Source organism: Silvanigrella sp. (assembly GCF_044369315.1).
Taxonomy (GTDB): Bacteria; Bdellovibrionota_B; Oligoflexia; order Silvanigrellales; family Silvanigrellaceae; genus Silvanigrella.
In genome coordinates, this window is record NZ_JBIPMD010000344.1 from 1 (window position 1) to 2628 (window position 2628).

4 protein-coding genes are annotated in these 2628 nt (G+C 26.0%); all 4 read left to right on the forward strand.

Features of this window, described 5'->3' with window-relative positions:
* The coding region (locus ACIQ56_RS16560; protein ID WP_397599331.1) for an IS3 family transposase at positions 1-99 on the forward strand (99 nt) is incomplete at its 5' end.
* Positions 100-455: 356 nt separating this feature from the next.
* On the forward strand, positions 456-1388 hold the full coding sequence (locus tag ACIQ56_RS16565; RefSeq protein WP_397602142.1) for a hypothetical protein: 933 nt from the start codon (positions 456-458) through the stop codon (positions 1386-1388).
* Positions 1389-1481: 93 nt separating this feature from the next.
* A complete protein-coding gene (locus ACIQ56_RS16570) occupies positions 1482-1790 on the forward strand; it encodes a Dabb family protein (RefSeq protein ID WP_397602140.1) in 309 nt (102 codons plus the stop codon).
* A 167-nt stretch (positions 1791-1957) separates the two neighbouring features.
* Positions 1958-2527: a GTP cyclohydrolase II RibA gene (gene ribA / locus ACIQ56_RS16575; protein WP_397602141.1), complete on the forward strand. Its 570-nt coding sequence runs from the start codon at positions 1958-1960 to the stop codon at positions 2525-2527.
* Positions 2528-2628: the final 101 nt, after the last annotated feature.

Genomic DNA, 2628 nt, shown 5'->3' on the forward strand with positions numbered 1-2628 from the left:
GTCATAGAATATATAGAGGTGTTTTATAATCGAATTCGTGCTCATTCTGCCCTTGATTATCATGCACCTTTAGAATATGAAGAAAATTATGAAATTTAATAGTCCACTTTTCGGGGATCATACCAAGGAAAGATGTTGTTAATTCTTAAGTATTCATTAATTCATGTATTTTTTGACTTTTATTATCAAAAATTTAATATATTAAATATATTAAATTTTTTTATTTATTGAAAATAATTATTCATTATTTTTTTTAATTATTATATGATTTTTTTAATAAAAAATAAATATTTTATATATAATAAATTTAATAATTTTCTTGATTAAAAAATATTTTTAAGTTATTTTTTATTGGTATAAATGTTTTTATATTTAATTGTCAAAAATAAGGAAGAATAAATTTGAAAACAAGGAACAATTTAAAATTTTTAAAAGCGAAGTTATTAAGATCTGTTATGGTTTTTTCTTTATTCATTTGTTATGAAGCAACTGCAGCTCCGCCTGTTCATTATATTTATACTTCTTCTTCTGATCTTGAAAATTTAAATTCTTTATTTCTTCGTGATGATATTGAAGGTGTCCAAATTGTTTATACATGGAAGCAACTTGAAAAATCTAAAGGAGTTTATGATTTTTCGTCAATTGAAAATGACCTTACAAAACTCCAAAAAAAGAACAAAAAATTATTTATTCAAATTCAAGATAGATTTTTTGAGCCGAATCAAAAAAATATCCCTCCATATTTGCAAGAGGAATCAGAGTATAAAGGTGGGCTTATTGCTCAAACTGATAATCCTGGAGAAGGAAAAGCACCTGCGCAAGGATGGGTTGCTATGCAGTGGAATGCTTCCTTACAAAAAAGATACCAAAATCTTATTCAAGAATTGGCTATAAAATTTGATGGAAGAGTTTCTGGTATAAATCTTCCAGAAACTTCTATCGATATCAATAAGAAAAATGCTGAAAAAAAAGGATTTACTTGTGATAAATATTTTGCAGCCACTGTTGAAAATATGATTTTTGCTAGAAAAGCTTTCAAAAAATCATTTGTTGTTCAATACGTTAACTTTTGGCCCTGTGAATGGAACAATGATCATAATTATATGTCAAGATTATTTGCTATTGCTCAAAAAGAAGCGATAGGTCTTGGTGGTCCCGATATTGTTCCTTATAAAAAAGCACAAATGAAAAACTCATATCCCTTTTTTAATAAGTATAAAGAAAAGCTTCCCTTGGTTGCCATGGCAGTTCAAGAGCCTACTTTGACTTATATAAATCCAAATACGAAAAAGCCTTTTACTAAAGAAGAATTTACTAAATTTGCAGAAGAATATTTGGGAACAAATATTATATTTTGGGCAACAGAATCTCCATGGCTTTCTAAATAGAGAATAAAAAAATTCTCTATTTAGAATTTAATTTGTGTGAAAGAAGAAAATTTTTGCTAAAGATTATTATCTACTTTTGAAAGATAAATTATTATGATAAAACATATTGTTCTCCTAGAAATTGCAGACCATATAAAAACAAACGAAATTGAAAAAATGGTAAATAAACTTATTGAATTAAAAAATACAAGTATTCCACAAATTAAAAAAATATCTTATGGTAAAAGCTGTAGTATAGAAGGATTAGAGCGTGGATTTAACTATGCATTTGTTATGGAATTTGAATCTGTCTCTGAAAGAGATATTTATATCAATCATGCTGCTCATAAAAAAGTATCGGAAGATTATATCCTACCTTTATTAAAAAATGGAATAAACTCTGTGATTGTATTTGATTTTTAATGAGTTTTATATAGAAAATTAAAAATATAAAATTAGCAAATTTAGCCCTCCTCCAAAACAAGAATTTTCTTGCAATTCAATTTAAAAATTTAAAAACCAGATTGACAATTAAAAATAATCACACTATCGTTATGGAATATAAAACATATTAAATAAACTGGAATTTTATGATCAGCATAAGAAACAAGTTATATATTCCTTTAAAAAATTGTATTAACTCGGTAGAATTTTTAACATTTAATAACTTGCCAGATAAAAAAGAGCATATTGCTTTATGTTTTGGTAATTGGAGACAAATTAAAATTCCTTTGGTTAGAGTTCATTCTGAATGCTTAACTGGAGATTTATTTTATTCTTTATTATGTGATTGTGGAGGACAACTTCATGAGAGCATTCATTTACTTGATAAAAATGGTGGTATTTTACTCTACTTGCGTCAAGAAGGAAGAGGAATTGGACTCTATAATAAGCTAGACGCTTATCATTTACAAAAAGAACAAGGATACGATACTTATAAGGCAAATGCTCATTTAGGTTTCCCTGAAGAAAACAGAGATTTCAAAATCGCTGCAGATATTTTAAAACAAATAAACATTACAAATATAAAACTAATTACTAACAATCCCGAAAAAATAAAACAATTAAAAAACAATGATATTGAAGTTAAAGAAACAATTCAAACACAAACTTATGTAAATCCGCACAATATAAAATACTTAAAAGCAAAAAAAATATAACTAAACATCTTTTAAATTTGGATTAATTGTTTGCAGAATTAAAAAAAAGTAAGTACTTAATTTTGTGAACCAGAAACTACATAATTGTGACATGAGAAAGG

Excerpts from the sequence above, each read along its gene's own strand:
- ACIQ56_RS16565 (WP_397602142.1), top strand. The coding sequence starts at position 456 with ATGGTTTTTTCTTTATTCATTTGTTATGAAGCAACTGCAGCTCCGCCT.
- ACIQ56_RS16570 (WP_397602140.1), top strand. The coding sequence starts at position 1,482 with ATGATAAAACATATTGTTCTCCTAGAAATTGCAGACCATATAAAAACA.
- ribA (WP_397602141.1), top strand. The coding sequence starts at position 1,958 with ATGATCAGCATAAGAAACAAGTTATATATTCCTTTAAAAAATTGTATT.